The sequence below is a fragment of the uncultured Methylobacterium sp. genome (assembly GCF_964242245.1).
Classification (GTDB): domain Bacteria; phylum Pseudomonadota; class Alphaproteobacteria; order Rhizobiales; family Beijerinckiaceae; genus Methylobacterium.
Genome location: NZ_CAXTBY010000112.1, coordinates 1 through 13,089 on the forward strand (window position 1 = coordinate 1; position 13,089 = coordinate 13,089).

General features: G+C 71.7%; 19 protein-coding genes. 11 read left to right on the forward strand and 8 right to left on the reverse strand.

The features are described from left to right. A partial coding sequence (locus ACFE8Y_RS17815; protein ID WP_375465722.1) for an aconitase family protein occupies positions 1 to 592 on the reverse strand: 592 nt, incomplete at its 3' end. A gap of 274 nt (positions 593 to 866) precedes the next feature. Next, on the reverse strand, positions 867 to 1,085 hold the full coding sequence (locus ACFE8Y_RS17820) for a hypothetical protein (RefSeq protein ID WP_375465723.1): 219 nt from the start codon (positions 1,083 to 1,085) through the stop codon (positions 867 to 869). Between the two features lie 102 nt (positions 1,086 to 1,187). On the opposite strand from ACFE8Y_RS17820, the gene ccmA reads away from it, so the two are divergent. The 5 genes from ccmA (at position 1,188) to ACFE8Y_RS17845 (ending at position 4,235) form a co-directional block, all read left to right on the forward strand. Continuing rightward, entirely contained in the window at positions 1,188 to 1,835 is a 648-nt protein-coding gene (gene ccmA, locus ACFE8Y_RS17825) for a heme ABC exporter ATP-binding protein CcmA (RefSeq protein WP_375465724.1), read from the forward strand. Further along, the gene (gene ccmB / locus ACFE8Y_RS17830) at positions 1,832 to 2,500 is read left to right on the forward strand and encodes a heme exporter protein CcmB (RefSeq protein WP_375465725.1); all 669 of its coding nucleotides are present in this window, start codon (positions 1,832 to 1,834) and stop codon (positions 2,498 to 2,500) included. The genes ccmA and ccmB overlap by 4 nt, the downstream gene beginning before the upstream one ends. 189 nt (positions 2,501 to 2,689) lie before the next feature. Next, positions 2,690 to 3,490, forward strand: a complete 801-nt coding sequence (locus ACFE8Y_RS17835) for a heme ABC transporter permease (RefSeq protein ID WP_375465726.1) — start codon at positions 2,690 to 2,692, stop codon at positions 3,488 to 3,490. Between the two features lie 11 nt (positions 3,491 to 3,501). Then, positions 3,502 to 3,648, forward strand: a complete 147-nt coding sequence (gene ccmD, locus ACFE8Y_RS17840) for a heme exporter protein CcmD (protein WP_375465727.1) — start codon at positions 3,502 to 3,504, stop codon at positions 3,646 to 3,648. After that, complete coding sequence (locus ACFE8Y_RS17845; RefSeq protein WP_375465728.1) at positions 3,645 to 4,235, forward strand: DsbE family thiol:disulfide interchange protein; 591 nt, start codon at positions 3,645 to 3,647, stop codon at positions 4,233 to 4,235. The genes ccmD and ACFE8Y_RS17845 overlap by 4 nt, the downstream gene beginning before the upstream one ends. A gap of 85 nt (positions 4,236 to 4,320) precedes the next feature. Here the strand turns inward: ACFE8Y_RS17845 and ACFE8Y_RS17850 are convergent, their stop codons facing one another. After that, positions 4,321 to 4,938 (reverse strand): septation protein A, encoded by a 618-nt coding sequence (locus ACFE8Y_RS17850; protein ID WP_375465739.1) that lies wholly within the window; start codon positions 4,936 to 4,938, stop codon positions 4,321 to 4,323. A 50-nt stretch (positions 4,939 to 4,988) separates the two neighbouring features. Next, positions 4,989 to 5,180: a hypothetical protein gene (locus ACFE8Y_RS17855; RefSeq protein ID WP_375465729.1), complete on the reverse strand. Its 192-nt coding sequence runs from the start codon at positions 5,178 to 5,180 to the stop codon at positions 4,989 to 4,991. A gap of 159 nt (positions 5,181 to 5,339) precedes the next feature. Here ACFE8Y_RS17855 and ACFE8Y_RS17860 point away from each other — a divergent pair, with 159 nt between their 5' ends. Continuing rightward, positions 5,340 to 5,600 carry a type II toxin-antitoxin system VapB family antitoxin gene (locus ACFE8Y_RS17860; RefSeq protein ID WP_375465730.1) on the forward strand — a complete coding sequence of 87 codons (261 nt, stop codon included), beginning with the start codon at positions 5,340 to 5,342 and terminating at the stop codon, positions 5,598 to 5,600. After that, positions 5,600 to 5,980, forward strand: a complete 381-nt coding sequence (locus ACFE8Y_RS17865) for a type II toxin-antitoxin system VapC family toxin (protein ID WP_375465740.1) — start codon at positions 5,600 to 5,602, stop codon at positions 5,978 to 5,980. The genes ACFE8Y_RS17860 and ACFE8Y_RS17865 overlap by 1 nt, the downstream gene beginning before the upstream one ends. Here the strand turns inward: ACFE8Y_RS17865 and ftsY are convergent. Continuing rightward, complete coding sequence (ftsY, locus tag ACFE8Y_RS17870; RefSeq protein ID WP_375465731.1) at positions 5,977 to 7,347, reverse strand: signal recognition particle-docking protein FtsY; 1,371 nt, start codon at positions 7,345 to 7,347, stop codon at positions 5,977 to 5,979. The genes ACFE8Y_RS17865 and ftsY overlap by 4 nt on opposite strands. 45 nt (positions 7,348 to 7,392) lie before the next feature. Between ftsY and ACFE8Y_RS17875 the strand changes: the two genes are divergently transcribed. Then, positions 7,393 to 8,094 (forward strand): RluA family pseudouridine synthase, encoded by a 702-nt coding sequence (locus ACFE8Y_RS17875; RefSeq protein WP_375465732.1) that lies wholly within the window; start codon positions 7,393 to 7,395, stop codon positions 8,092 to 8,094. A 77-nt stretch (positions 8,095 to 8,171) separates the two neighbouring features. On the opposite strand, the gene mtaB is transcribed toward ACFE8Y_RS17875, so the two are convergent. Together mtaB and dapF are read right to left on the reverse strand one after the other, a co-directional pair. Then, entirely contained in the window at positions 8,172 to 9,410 is a 1,239-nt protein-coding gene (mtaB, locus tag ACFE8Y_RS17880) for a tRNA (N(6)-L-threonylcarbamoyladenosine(37)-C(2))-methylthiotransferase MtaB (protein WP_375465733.1), read from the reverse strand. Continuing rightward, complete coding sequence (gene dapF / locus ACFE8Y_RS17885) at positions 9,410 to 10,297, reverse strand: diaminopimelate epimerase (protein WP_375465734.1); 888 nt, start codon at positions 10,295 to 10,297, stop codon at positions 9,410 to 9,412. The genes mtaB and dapF overlap by 1 nt, the downstream gene beginning before the upstream one ends. A gap of 256 nt (positions 10,298 to 10,553) precedes the next feature. Between dapF and ACFE8Y_RS17890 the strand changes: the two genes are divergently transcribed. The 3 genes from ACFE8Y_RS17890 to ACFE8Y_RS17900 all read left to right on the forward strand — a co-directional run bounded on the left by ACFE8Y_RS17890 (position 10,554) and on the right by ACFE8Y_RS17900 (position 12,114). Then, positions 10,554 to 11,264, forward strand: a complete 711-nt coding sequence (locus ACFE8Y_RS17890; protein ID WP_375465735.1) for a GyrI-like domain-containing protein — start codon at positions 10,554 to 10,556, stop codon at positions 11,262 to 11,264. Positions 11,265 to 11,496: 232 nt separating this feature from the next. Then, the gene (locus tag ACFE8Y_RS17895) at positions 11,497 to 11,706 is read left to right on the forward strand and encodes a hypothetical protein (protein ID WP_375465736.1); all 210 of its coding nucleotides are present in this window, start codon (positions 11,497 to 11,499) and stop codon (positions 11,704 to 11,706) included. 162 nt (positions 11,707 to 11,868) lie between these two features. After that, entirely contained in the window at positions 11,869 to 12,114 is a 246-nt protein-coding gene (locus tag ACFE8Y_RS17900; protein WP_375465737.1) for a hypothetical protein, read from the forward strand. Positions 12,115 to 12,124: 10 nt separating this feature from the next. Here ACFE8Y_RS17900 and ACFE8Y_RS17905 read toward each other — a convergent pair whose 3' ends face one another. Next, positions 12,125 to 12,889 (reverse strand): MOSC domain-containing protein, encoded by a 765-nt coding sequence (locus tag ACFE8Y_RS17905; RefSeq protein ID WP_375465738.1) that lies wholly within the window; start codon positions 12,887 to 12,889, stop codon positions 12,125 to 12,127. Positions 12,890 to 13,089: the final 200 nt, after the last annotated feature.

The window sequence follows — 13,089 nt, forward strand, 5'->3', positions numbered from 1 at the left end:
GCTTGGTCCAGACCGTCTGCGACAGGTATTCGAGGTTGACCTGATGGCAGATGCCGGTGCCGGGCGGCACGACGGAGAAGTTGTCGAAGGCCGACTGTCCCCACTTGAGGAAGGTGTAGCGCTCGCCGTTGCGCTCGTATTCCAGCGCGACGTTGTCGGCCAGAGCCTTCGGCGTGCCGAATTCATCGACGATCACCGAGTGGTCGATCACGAGGTCCACCGGCACCAGCGGGTTGATCTTCTGCGGGTCGCCGCCGAGCGCGACCATCGCGTCGCGCATGGCGGCGAGATCGACCACGGCGGGCACGCCGGTGAAATCCTGCATCAGCACGCGCGAGGGGCGGAAGGCGATCTCGGTCTCGACCTTGCCGCGGTTGTCCACCCAGGCGACGGTCGCCTCGATGTCGGCCTTGCGGACGGAGCGGTCGTCCTCGTAGCGCAGCAGGTTCTCGAGGATCACCTTCATCGAGAACGGCAGGGCGGTGGAGTTGGCCAGACCGTTCTTCTCGGCCTCCGGGATCGCGTAGTAGGTGTAGGTCCTGCCCGCCGCGGTCAGCGTCCGGCGGGCCTTGAAGCTGTCGAGTGAAGCCACGGCTGGTCTATTCCTCGCTGGCGTTTGTCGAACACGCGCAGGCATAACCTGCGCCACGAACGTGGTGTTCGGCCGGACTGCGCCCGTTCGGGCGCGCGCCGCCCCGGGGGTGCCCGGGCAGGAGGGTGCGCGAGGGGCGGATGGGACGCCCTGAGGTCGCGCGGCGCAGCCAACGCCTCGTATAGAACGTTTCGAATCTGACGGATACGGGGTGCGGCGTGACAGCCTGCCCCGGCTGTCCGCTCGTGACGACGCGCCTCGTCCTTGCCGGGGCTCAGGAGGCGGTCGCTGCCCCGCTCGGCGCCGAGGACCCGAAGCACCGGCGCACCGCCTCCCAGAACGCGTCCTGCTCGGCCTGCGTGCACAGGGCGACGCGGGCCTCGACCAGCCTGCGCCCGGCGACGGCGTCGGGATCGTGCGCGACTTCGGCTTCCGTCCGGATGGGTCGGTCGGCGGCGCGGACGATCCGTGCGGATGGCGTCTGCGAGGTCATGGTGGGTCCTCCGGTCAAGGGCGTACGTGCGAAGCGCAGGTTGCGCGGTTCCGTCCGCCCGCGCAATCGGGCAAGGAGGCGCGGTGACGAGGGGAGCACCACGTGCGGCTGAGCGTCGACGACTTGGCCTGCCGCCGCTCCGGGCGCCGGATCTTCTCCGGGTTGTCCTTCGCCCTCGGGCCGGGCGACGCGATGACGGTGACGGGCCGCAACGGCGCCGGCAAGTCGAGCCTGCTCGCGATCCTGGCCGGTCGCCTGCGGCCCGACGCCGGTCGCCTCACCGTGGCCGATGCCGGCGAGGCCACCCTGCCCGAGTGCCTGCACGCCGTCGGCCACCGCGACGGCCTGAAGGGCGCGCTGACGGCCGGCGAGAACCTCGCCTTCGCCCGCGCGCTCCTCGGCGCGCCGGCGCTGGAACCGCGCGCCGCCCTGGACCGCCTCGGCCTCGCCCACGCCCTCGGCCTGCCCGTGGCCTACCTCTCGGCCGGGCAGCGGCGGCGGGTGGCGCTCGCCCGGCTCCTCGTCTGCGCCCGTCCGCTCTGGCTGCTGGACGAGCCGACCGCGGCCCTCGACGCCGCCTCGCAAGGATTGCTCGCCGGACTCATGGCCGAGCACCGGGCCGAGGGCGGCCTCGTCATCGCCGCGACCCATCAGGCGCTCGGCCTGGAGGACGCGCGGGAGCTGCGCATCGTGCCGGTCTCCGCGGCCGCTGAGCGCCCCGCTGATTTTGCGGACGAGGACTGGGCATGATCCGCACCGTCCTGGCTCTCGTTTCCCGCGACCTCGCCCTCGCTGCCCGCGTCGGCGGCTCCGGCACGCTGTCGCTGGTGTTCTTCCTGATGATCGTGGCGCTGGTGCCCTTCGCGCTCGGGCCCGACCTCAACCTGCTCGCGCGGATCGGCCCGGCGATCCTCTGGCTCGCCGCCGTGCTGTCCACGCTCATCGGCCTCGACCGGCTGTTCCAGGCCGACGAGGAGGACGGCTCCCTCGACCTGATGACTGCGGCCCCCGTGCCCCTCGAACTCGTGGTGCTCGCCAAGGTCGCCGCCCACTGGCTCACCACCGGCCTGCCCCTGGCGCTGGCGTCGCCGCTCTTCGGCCTGCTCGTGGCGCTCGACGGCACCGCGATGGCCGCCACCGCCCTGACGCTGCTCGCCGGCACGCCGGCGCTGACCTTCGTCGGTGCGGTCGGCGCGGCGCTCACCGCCTCGATCCGCCGCGGCGGCCTGATCCTCGCCGTGCTGGTGCTGCCCCTGATGATCCCGACCCTGATCTTCGGGGTCTCGGCGGCGCAATCGGCGCTGGGCGGCACCGTGCCCTTCGCCACGCCCCTGCTGATCCTGTCCGGCCTCAGCCTGATCGCCGCGCTGGTCGGGACCTTCGCCGCCGCGGCGGCGCTCCGCTGGTCGGAGTGACGTGCGTCCGCGACGCCCCGAGGCACAGGATCGAGGTGCGGCGGCGATCTTCGCCTCGCCATCGATTGTCATCGCGTCCTCAACCGCGGTGCGGAGACGGACGGTTACGTGCCCACGTCCGCGTGATCGCGTCGCCTGCGCTCACCCCCCGCATTGCCGCTGCACCGCACCCCGCGCTAGACTTCGCCCATGTCGATGCCCCTGTGGACGCGCCTGTCCAACCCGAGCCACTTCATGCGCTGGTCGGGCACCCTGGTGCCCTGGCTCGCCGCGCTCTCGACCGCCCTCCTTGCGCTCGGGCTGTACCTGTCCTGGTTCGTCGCCCCGCCCGACTACCAGCAGGGCGAGACCGTGCGGATCATGTTCATCCACGTGCCGGCGGCGTGGCTCGGGGTGTTCTTCTACGGCGCGATGAGCCTGTCGGCGGTGGGCACCCTGGTCTGGCGCCATCCGCTGGCCGACGTGGCGCAGCGCTCGGCCGCGCCGATCGGGGCGGCGCTAACCCTGATCTGCCTCGTGACGGGCTCGCTCTGGGGCAAGCCGATGTGGGGCACCTACTGGGTCTGGGACGCGCGGCTCACCTCGATGCTGATCCTGTTCCTGATCTACTGCGGCATCATCGCCCTGTGGCGGACGATGGAGGACCCGAACCGGGCCGCCCGCTCCGTGGCGATCCTGACGCTGGTCGGCGCGGTCAACCTGCCGATCATCAAGTTCTCGGTGAACTGGTGGTCGACCCTGCACCAGCCGGCCTCGATCCTGCGCATGGGCGGCTCGACCATCGACCCGTCGATGCTCTACCCGCTGCTGGTGATGATCGGCGCGGCGACGCTCGGCGGCGTCACCCTGCACCTCTACGCGATGCGCACCGAGATCATGCGCCGGCGCGTGCGGACCCTGACGATCCGCGAGGCCGAGCGGCTCGATGCCGGATCGACCGTGATGACCTCGGATTCCGGGCGCGCCATGCCGCTCGGTCAGGCCTTCTAGGCCGCCCTCGCATGGACCTCGGACCACACGGCGGCTTCATCCTGGCGTCCTACGCCTTCACCGCCCTGGTGATGGCCGGGCTCGTCCTCAACGCGATCCGCGACCGGCGGGCGCAGAGGCGCGCGCTCGCCGCGCTTCAGCCCGGGGACGGGCGTTGAGCGCCGAGGCGCCGGAGCCGGTCCGCCGCTCGCTCCTGGTGATCGTCCCCGTGCTGGCCTTCGCGATGCTCGCCGCGGTGTTCTTCCTGCGCCTGCGCTCGGGCGTCGACCCGGCCGCCCTCCCCTCCGTGCTGATCGGCCGGCCGGTGCCGCACTTCCAGCTTCCGGCGGTCGCCGGGCTGACCGCCGACGGCAAGCCGGTGCCGGGCCTGTCGAGCGACGACCTCAAGGGCGGGGTGACGGTGCTGAACGTGTGGGCGTCCTGGTGCGCGCCCTGCCAGGTCGAGCACCCGATGCTGATGCGGCTGTCGCGCGAGCCCGGCATCCGGCTGGTCGGCATCGACTATAAGGACGCGGCCGAGAACGGGCGCCGGTTCCTGGCCAAGAACGGCGTGCCGTTCCAGGCGGTCGGGCACGACGAGGCGGGCCGCGTCGGCATCGATTTCGGCGTCTACGGCGTGCCCGAGACCTTCATCATCGGTTCGGACGGCGTGATCCGCGACAAGCTCGTCGGCATCGTCACGCCGGAGAACCTCAAGGACGTGCTGGCCAAGATCCGCGCCGCCGGCAAGGTCGCCGAGCGGTAGGGCCTTCGGTTCGGCCCTGCCGGGCCGTCCGCCGCACAGGCGGCGGCGCGGAGTCGCGCTCGCCGACGACGCGGCCTGCGGCCGTTCACGACGCCTCGGCGTCGGCCTTCGGGCGCTCGTAGCGGATCAGCAGTGGCGTCTGGGCCAGCGCGAAGGCGACCGTCAGCGGCATGATGCCGAAGACCTTGAAGTTCACCCAGAAATCCTCCGTCTGCGTCCGCCACACCGCCTCGTTGAGGACGGCGAGGACGAGGAAGAACACGCCCCAGCGGAAGGTGAGCTTGCGCCAGCCCTCGTCGGTCAGCGCGAACACCGAATCGAGCACCACCGAGAGTAGCGACTTGCCGAAGGCCAGCCCGCCGAGGAGCACGAGGCCGAACAGGCTGTTCACGATGGTGGGCTTGACCATGATGAAGGTCTTGTCCTGCAGGTAGAGCGTCAGGCCGCCGAACACCACGACGACGACGCCCGAGACCATCGGCATGATCGGCAGCCGGCGCACCAGGGCGAAGTGGACGGCCAGCGCCAGGACGGTAGCCGCGATGAAGACCCCTGTCGCCACGAACAGCTTCTGCTCGGCCGCCACGCCGAAGCGCTCGGCATAGGCGTTCCCGAGGAAGAACAGCACCAGCGGCCCGAGTTCCAGCGCGAGCTTGGGCAGCGGTGCGAGGTGGCGGCGCGGCGGAACGGGTTCGATCGGCATCATGTCGCGCTGGAGGGGGGTGAGGGACGGATAGTGTCCTAATTTGCCGGTCACCCTAAGACGGTGGTTCCGCATTTCTCGCAGATGATTTTGCTGCCCTCCACACGGAAGCCATCCGAAACCCATTCGATGTCGCGGTGGAGTCCGCCTATCGGATTTTCATCTTCCTCAGCGCCCATGCGGCCCTCGTGCTCGCAACCGTCGCACTTGAGAGCAACATCGTATCTCTCGCGCTTCGCCATCAGTTCTTCCTCAACGTGCTTCAGGCTGAGCCAGTACGACCGCCCTCACTGCATCTCGCGCCGTCAAATTAGGACACCACCGAAGGACGCGTCCGTTGGCCTCGTCGTGTCCGGCATAGTACGCTGGCTGTCGGGGTCTGTACCGACCGGGGGCCGCCCATGTCCATCACGATCGAGAACGCGGAGGCCGAGACACTGCTGGCGGAGATGTCGGCGCGCACCGGCCGAGCGGGAAGCGACCTGCTCCTCGATCTGCTCAGGCGGGAGCGGGAGCGGCTGGAGGACGAGACGGCGCGCCGGATCGCTGAAGGGCTCGCCGCAGACGACGAGATGCGCGCGCGCTGGAATGCCCGCGCCCTCGTCGATCCACGTCCGATCGACGAAATCCTGGCCTTCGATGAGAACGGGCTGCCGATGTGATCGTCGTCGACAGCTCCGTCTTCGTCGCCATCATCGCGGGTGAGCCGGACGCCGAGGCGCTGTCCCGTTCGCTTGCCCTGGCCGAGCGGCGGATCATGTCCGCTGGCACCTACCTCGAATGCGCGATCGTGGCCGAACGGCGCTTCGGCGGACGTGCCGAACTCGACGCATGGCTCGCACGTCGCGACATCGAGATCGCGGTCATCGATGCTGCGCTGGCTCGGATCGCGGCCGACGCCTTCGCTCGCTACGGCAAGGGCCGCCATCCCGCCGGCCTCAACTTCGGCGACTGCTTCGCTTATGCTCTCGCGCGATCGCTCAACGTGCCATTGCTGTTCAAGGGCAACGACTTCGCGCGCACCGACGTGCTGCGGGTCTAATCCTTCTCCAGCCCCGCGATCGCCCGCGCGAAATCCCGCGCCGCGAAGGGCTCCAGGTCGTCGATGCCCTCGCCGACGCCGATGAAGTGGACCGGCAGGCCGAACTTCGCCGCGAGCGCGACCAGGATGCCGCCCCGCGCCGTGCCGTCGAGCTTGGTCATCACCAGCCCTGAGACGGGCGCCGCGCGCGAGAACAGTTCGACTTGGCTGAGCGCGTTCTGTCCGACGGTGGCGTCGAGCACCAGCAGCGTCGCGTGCGGCGCCTCCGGGTCGAGCTTGCCGATCACCCGGATGATCTTCTCCAGCTCCGCCATCAGCCCGGCCTTGTTCTGGAGCCGGCCGGCGGTGTCGATCAGCAGCACGTCGGCGCCCTCGGCCTTGGCCCGCTTCAGGGCGTCGAAGGCGACGCCCGCCGCGTCCGCCCCCTGCGCTCCGCTGACCACCGGCGTGCCGGTGCGCTCGCCCCAGACCCGCAACTGCTCGATCGCGGCGGCGCGGAAGGTGTCGCCGGCGGCCAGCATCACGCTGCGTCCCTCGGCCTTGAGGGTCAGCGCGAGCTTGCCGAGCGTCGTGGTCTTGCCGGCGCCGTTCACGCCCACCGTGAGAACCACGAACGGCTTCCTGGACGCGTCGATCACCAGCGGTTTCGCCACCGGGTCCAGCGCCCGCTCGACTTCCGCCGCGAGGATCGCGCGGACCTCGTCGGGCGAGACCCCCTTCTCGTAGCGGCCCTTGCCGACGGCTTCCGAGATGCGCGTCGCGGTCTCCAGGCCGAAATCGGCCTGGATCAGGGCATCCTCCAGGTCCTCCAGGGTGGTCGCGTCGAGCTTGCGCTTCGTGAACAGCCCCGTGACCCGGTCCGACAAGGCGGACGACGTGCGCTTCATCCCCGAGGTCAGGCGGGTCCACCAGCCGCGGGCTTCCGGCTCGGCCGCGGGCTCGGCCACCGCGTCGTGGGCGAGCGAGGCCGCCGCGTCCACGGGCTGGATGTCGGGCGCCGAGGCCGGCGCGGCGGGCGTGTCCGTCGCGGGTGGACGCGCCACGCCCGTCGTGTCGGCGGGCTCGGCCCCGCGGTCCGGATCGTCGCCCGCCGTGCCGGCCGGCGGCGTCTCGGGTTCGCCCTCGATCGGCTGAAGGTCGGCGCCTTCGATTTCGTCCGGCACCGCGTTGCGCGCGGGATCGACGGGGGACGGCTCGCCCGGCGGCAGGGGCACGTGCGCCACGTCCGCGGCGCCGGTGGCGAAATCGGGCTGCCCTTCTGCAGGCGAGGCCGGCGCGTCGGCCGGCGGCTCGTCCTCCGGTTCGTGGGTCGCGCCCTTGCGGCCGAACAGGCGGCCGAACCAGCCCGGCTTCTCGTCCTGACTCATTGCCGTGTCCTTGCTCCCGCGCCCCGGCGTCGTTAGCCGGAGCGCATGTCCCTGCCCGGCTCGATCCTGCCAGACATAGGCGCGCGCCTGCTCTACCGCGACGCCTTGGTGCTCATCATCGACAAGCCGGCCGGCTTGGCCGTTCATCCGGGGCCGAAGGGCGGGCAGACACTGACCGATCACCTCGACAGCCTGCGCTTCGGCCTGCCGCGCCGCCCGGAGGCCGCCCATCGCCTCGATCGTGACACGTCCGGCTGCCTCGCGCTCGGCCGCCACACCCAGGCACTGGCACGCCTGAACAGGCTGTTCGCGACGGGCGCGGCGCGGAAGACCTACTGGGCACTGGTCGAGGGCGCCCCCACGGAGGAGGCCGGCAGCATCGACCTGCCGCTGGCTCGGCGCTCGGACGATCCGCGCTCGTGGTGGATGAAGGCCGATCCGGCGGGCGACCCGTCCCTGACCCGTTGGCGGGTGCTCGGCCGGGGTGCCGACGGTCGCGCGTGGCTCGAACTGGAGCCGGTCACCGGCCGCACGCACCAACTGCGCGTCCACTGCGCCGCGATGGGGTTTCCGATCCTCGGCGACCCGATCTACGGCACGGCGCCCCGCCGCGGCGGCCCCGGCCTGCACCTGCACGCCCGGCGGCTCGCGCTGCCGCTCTACCCGAGGAAGCCGCCGGTGGTGGCCGAGGCACCGCCGCCCGAGCCCATGCTGACGGCGTTGCGCGCCTGCGGCTGGCAGGCGTGATCCGGCGCTCCGCCGCCACGTCCGGCACGGACGGGATGACGTATCCGAGCTTCATCGCCTGAACTTCCCGAGCCGCCTCATGCCGCGAGCAAGGCCCGGCCGTCGTGCCCAGCTATGCTGACCGAAACGATCGTGCCCGGCTCTGCCGCGACGCGCACGGGTGTAAAACCCTCGGTGCGGCCGAGGCCGCCGCGCTCGGCCAGCACCCGGTGCGTCCGCCCGACCTGCCCGTCGAGGTGGCGCCCGAGCGCGGACGCACCGGCCTCCCGCAGCCGCGCGGCGCGGGACCGCACGACCTCGGGCGCCACCGGCGGCATCCGCGCGGCCGGCGTGCCGGGACGCGGCGAGTACGGGAAGACGTGCAGGTGCGTCAGGCCGCACTCCGCCACGAGGTCGAGCGAGCGGGCGAACTGATCCTCGGTCTCGGTGGGAAACCCGGCGATCAGGTCGGCCCCGAACACGGTCTCCGGCCGCAGCCGCCGGACCTCGGCGCAGAACCGGACCGCGTCGGCCCGCGCGTGGCGCCGCTTCATCCGCTTGAGGATCAGGTCGTCGCCGGCCTGGAGCGAGAGGTGGAGGTGGGGCATCAGCCGCCGCTCGTCGGCGATCGCCCGCATCAGCGCGTCGTCGGCCTCGATCGAGTCGATCGAGGACAGGCGCAGGCGCGCGAGATCCGGCACGCCGGCGAGGATCGCCTCGACCAGGGTGCCCAGGCTCTGGGAAGTCCCGGAAAAATCGCGGCCGTAGGCGGTGAGGTCGACGCCGGTCAGCACCACCTCGCGGCCGCCGTGGGCGACGATGCGGGCGACCTGATCGACGATCGCCGCCCGCGGCATCGAGCGCGCGTTGCCGCGGCCGAACGGGATGACGCAGAAGGTGCAGCGATGGTCGCAGCCGGTCTGCACCGGCACGAAGGCGCGGGTGTGCCCGGCGACGCCCGCGATCCGCGTCGGCTGCGCGGGGCGGTCTGCGAAGATGTCGCCGACGCTCGACCGCGGCCCGTCCCGTCCCGGCTGCCACGCCTGCGCGCCGAGCTTCTCGCCGTTGCCGACGAGGCGGGCCACCTCCGGCATCGCGGCGTAGAGCGCGGTCTCGACCTGCGCGCCGCAGCCGGTGACGACGATCTCGGCCCCGGGCCTGTCGCGGTGGACGCGGCGGATCGCCTTGCGGGCTTGGCGACCGGCCTCCGCCGTCACGGCGCAGGTGTTGACGATGACGAGATCGTTATCGCGCGGCACCGCCTCGGCGTGGCCGCGGATCACCTCGGATTCGACGGTGTTGAGCCGGCAGCCGAAGGTCAGCGTCTCGACGGCCATCACCCGGCCTCCGCGAACAGCTCCGGCGCCAAGTGCCCCTCCGCCACCGGGCAGACCGGCCCGGTCATCAGCACGTGGTCGTCGGCGCGCCACTCCACGAACAGGTCGCCGCCCGGCAGGCTGACGGTCGCCTGCCGGCCGATCATCCGCAGGCGCGCGGCGGCCACCACCGCGGCACAGGCGGCGGTGCCGCAGGCGAGCGTCAGCCCGACGCCGCGCTCCCAGACCCGAAGTTTGATCGCCTCGCGCCCGCTCACCCGCGCAATTCCGATGTTGGCGCGCTCGGGGAAGACGGGATGGTTCTCCAGCATCGGGCCGATCCGGCCGAGGTCGTAAGTGTCGGGGTCCTGATCGACGAAGAACACGGCGTGCGGGTTGCCCATGTTGACGACGCCCGGCGAGTGCAGGACGGGGGCGTCGATCGGACCGACCTGGAGTTCGATGCGCCGCGTGTCCTGGAACGGTTCGCTGAGCGGGATCTCGTCCCAGGCGAGCCGCGGCCGGCCCATGTCGACGGTGAACGAGCGCTCGGCGACGCGCTTCACCTCGACGCGGCCCGACACCGTCTCCAGCAGCAGCCGCCCGTTCTCGACGGGCCGCGCCATGGCCGGGTCGTCGAGCATCGCGTAGGCGACGCAGCGGGTGCCGTTGCCGCAGGCGCCCGATTCCGAGCCGTCGGTGTTGTAGATCCGCAGGAACGCGTCGGCGCCGCGGGTCGCGGGATCGTGCAGCACCATCAACTGGTCGAAGCCGGAGCATGGGTCGGCCGCGATCGCGCGTGCCTCGCCGGGCGTGACGCGCGCGCGCGATCCGCGCAGGTCGAGCACCACGATCGCGTTGCCGGCGCCGTGCATCTTCAGGAAACGTCTGCGGGCGAGTGCGCTCATGCGGCCATGGTTCGGATCTCATGTCGGCGGCGCGAAGGATTTCGGCCCGCCGGGCTCCGCTATATGGCAAACCACGCCGTCCCGCACGAGGGCCGGGTCCCGGCCGATGCCGGCGCCTCAGGTCTGCCGCCTCCGCGCGCGCCGAACCTGCTCGCTGCGAATGCGCCCTCGCGGCCGGAGCGGTTCGGCACTACCTTCCGGCACGGGGGGCGGCGACTCGGTGCGCCGCGGCCTCGAAGCCCGCCGGAGCGCAGCCTTGATCCGTCCTCGCCTCACGCTCTCCGCCAGCGTCCTCGCGGTGGCGCTGTCTCCGGTCCTCGCGCAGCAGCCCGCGCCGCCGACCTCGACGCCGCCCTCGCCCGCGGTGACGAGCCCCTTGCCGACGACCCCCGTTCCAAATCCGCCCGCCGATCCGAGCCGGTCGGCCGCGCCGGCGCCCGAGCAGGCGATCGCGCCTCCCGTGGTGTCGAGAAAGACGCTGGTCGAGACCCCGGGCGACGCCAACGACGTGGACGCGGTGACGCTGCCGGCCAAGCCCGCCGCGATCCTCGCGGGCAAGAGCAAGTGGGAGGAGGCGGTGCCGAGCCTGAAGGACGCCTTTGCGCGGATCGAGGCCGATCTCGCCCGGGCCGGCATCGCGGCGGCCGGCCGGCCGCTCGCGGTCTTCACCCGCACCGACGACGACGGCTTCGCCTACGAGGCGATGATCCCGGTCGCGGCGGCGCCCGACCCGGCGCCGTCCGCGACCGGCGGCCTGCGGTTCGGCAGCACGCCGGCCGGCAAGGCCCTGCGGTTCCCGCACAAGGGCTCCTACGACGACATCGACGGCACCTACGAGACCCTGACCGCCTACCTCGACGCGAAGGACATCGTCGTTCAGGACCGCTTCATCGAGGAGTACGTCACCGACCTGACGGACCAGACGGACGACAAGCTCGACGTGAACATCTACGCGCTGACCCGGTAGCGGGCCGCGGCACTGAAGCGGGAGGCCACCATCCAGGCCGCGCGAGGCGCAGGTGCCGACGCAGACCCGTCGATCGACGGGGAGATCAGCGCCTCGATCCGCGTCACCGTCCCGACCGAGCCCGAATGCTGCAACGCGGCGCGGAGGGAGCAGCCCGGTCGGCGCCGAGACCGGCAACGCTTCGTTAACCACGTCCTGCGACGCTGCGAATGCCGCCTCGGGACATCCTACCATGCTCTACGCCGATCCGCTCCTGACCCGTCCGACCCTCGTTCACGCCGCGCCGCTCGCCCGTGCCCTCGACGGCCTCAAGCCGAAGGCGGCGTCCGCGGCCGAGATGTGGCGGCTGCTGACCGAGAACTACACCGTCGACCTCGATGCGGTCGCGGCGCTCCTGCCGATCGAGGAGCCCGAGCCGGTCTGGCTCCCGGTCCGCGATTGACGCGGCAGTGCCACGCCCGAGCCCGGCGCCGCAGCGCTGGCACGGCCCGTGCAAGAAAACGGTCAAGATTAACGTGAGGACGCACCAGGACAACGATCACGCGGTGGCTCGGACGCCGGAGCACCCCGCGGACCCGTCGATCACGCGAACACGAGGTCCGTCATGTCCGAACTGCTGTCCGTTGCCCTCGTCTGCGCCGGCACGATGCTGGCCCAGGATTGCTCCCGCGAGACCGCCCTCGACGTCATCGTCGCGCCGGTCCGAACGCCGATGGAGTGCATCATGCACGCCCAGACCATGGCCGCCGCCGCCGGGCTGCCGGGAGGCGACCACCGCTACCTGAAGATCGCCTGCGAGCACCGCCGCTCCGGGACCGAACCCGTGACGGTCTCGCGCCGAGCCTCTTGATCCGCCCCTGTCAGGCCGTGATCGTCAGGGTGTCGCCGACGGTCAGCATGCCGCCCGCGACCACCTCGGCGTAGATGCCGCAATCGCGGTGGCCCAGGCGCGCGTCCAGCGTCCAGGGGATGTCGAGGTCGCGGATGCCGGTCGCCGGATCGACGTTGGTCGCGGCGCATCGCACGGTGCGCTGCGTCAGCTTGAGGCGGAGCCCGCTCGGTGCTTCGAGCACCGCGCCGCTCATCTCCAGCTCGGCCCAGGGCTCCCACCCCTCCACGAGCAGGTTGCTGCGGAAGCGGAGCGGATCGACCGGCATGCCGCAGAACGCCTCCAGCGCCCGCACGCTCGACAGGCTGATGAGCGAGACGTAGCCGATCTTCGAATCGGTGAAGCGGTACTGCGGCGGCGCCGACAGGACGCGGGGCTCGCCGCGGAGCGCCTGCGGCAGGAGGCGGCGCATGAAGTCCTCGAGCCGCGCGCGGCCATCCTGCGTGTCGAGCCGGGCCGAGAACGCCTCGTCCTCGGCCGCACCGGTCAGCGTCGCGGTGCGGTCGTCGTAGCGGGTGCGGAGGCGGGCCAGCGCCGCGTCGCGCATCAGCATCAGGTACTTGGTCTTCGGCTGAAAGCGCGGCGCCGCGGGATCGAAGCCGGAATCGCCGTTCTCGATGGCGTAGAGCCGGTCGCCCGGGAAGTAGCCGTTCGCGTCGAGCGCGGCGCGCTCCAGCGGCTCCGGGCTGAGACCCTTCACGGGGTAGCGGTAGAGGGCGGAAAGCGTCGCTGTCATGCGTGCAGCGTGGCCTCGAACCGTGTGGCGGTGCAAGAGGGCTGTGGACCCTTGTGGTGCGCAAATACAACACCACATCCGCCTCACCGGCGGCCCTGCGGCGCCGCGGCCCTCTCGCGACGCAATGTCGGGGGGCAACGTCTCGGGCTGAGACCGTGCCATGTCGGGCGGTGGAGGCCGGAACGGGAGGATTGCGGTAC